The organism is Vibrio ichthyoenteri ATCC 700023 (assembly GCF_000222605.1).
GTDB classification, from domain to species: Bacteria; Pseudomonadota; Gammaproteobacteria; order Enterobacterales; family Vibrionaceae; genus Vibrio; species Vibrio ichthyoenteri.
In genome coordinates this window covers 1-961 of the sequence record NZ_AFWF01000103.1, presented here as the reverse complement: position 1 = coordinate 961, position 961 = coordinate 1, and the positions used below count along the sequence as shown (strand labels likewise).

Sequence of the window (961 nt, the reverse complement as noted above, 5' to 3'; positions counted from 1 at the left end):
GCGCTGACCGTCGAAAGAAAGCGGCCAACGCTTGGTAACGGAGCTTTGTCGCCTGGATTCCACAACCGCATTGTATCAACGCTATGCACTGACATTTGAGCTTCGGCGGCTAAAGCGCCGAGTCCCTGGTGATTATTTCTTTTGTTTTTTCTTGTCTGCTTCATCTTCTTCATCCCACTTTTCTAATTCAGTCCACATTGCTCCCAGGCTAACCTGATGCTGCTGAGCAATGGTCAATAACTCATCGATTGGAATCCCCATCGGGGTATGCTTTTCACATAATTGATCCAGTAGCTCTAATACGGTTTGATAATTCTTATCGGGTACACATCTCGCTCTGAAACATGGTGTCACTTCAACAACTTCGCGCCACTCTTTACATTTAGCCGCACTCGTTCTTAAATATCTCGCCATTACTTTGTTATTAGCACCGAGTAACAAAAGCTCTTGAGCTTCTTTCGGTATCGCTGCCAAGCGGATCATTCGGCAAAGCTGATTGATATCCCAAAGCATGCCCGTTTGAGTTAACGAGGAAGATAATTGCCTTAAATCAACACTTGATTGATATTTCAACGCCGCAATTAACTCCGGCATCATCCCTGCATTAAGAAGGTGCTCATCTTTACCTAAGCTTGCTACTGCCGATAAATGATTGAGAACCGCCCACCAAATCTCTGTTTGAACTTGGCTCTGAGCCATTGGTGCAATTGCACTTTTTTCATTTTTACTGCTCATTCACACTCCAAGTAGACATGAGGGTTAATTGGGTAAAGGTCAGCCCACTCAGGCTGTACCGCGAATAAAAAACCATTCAGAGATTTATCACTCTCTTTGATAAGTGCCTTATGCACACTGCGTCCATCTGCTCGAAGTCGATGTTTACCAAGTGGCTGTAATCCTTGTTGGACTTGGCTGTAGGTATTCGCTTGAGCAAACTGACAACGCTCTGTCACAAAACAGC

2 protein-coding genes are annotated in these 961 nt (G+C 44.7%); both read right to left on the bottom strand.

Annotated elements, in window-relative coordinates; genetic code table 11:
* Nucleotides 1-132 precede the first annotated feature (132 nt).
* Entirely contained in the window at nucleotides 133-735 is a 603-nt protein-coding gene (locus tag RH85_RS08800) for an STY4526/YPO1902 family pathogenicity island replication protein (RefSeq protein ID WP_006711874.1), read from the bottom strand.
* A partial coding sequence (locus RH85_RS22945) for a hypothetical protein (RefSeq protein WP_006711873.1) occupies nucleotides 732-961 on the bottom strand: 230 nt, incomplete at its 5' end. The genes RH85_RS22945 and RH85_RS08800, both read right to left, overlap by 4 nt.

Bases quoted from the DNA above. Each gene is read 5' to 3' on its own strand.
- RH85_RS08800 (WP_006711874.1), bottom strand. From the start codon at position 735: ATGAGCAGTAAAAATGAAAAAAGTGCAATTGCACCAATGGCTCAGAGC.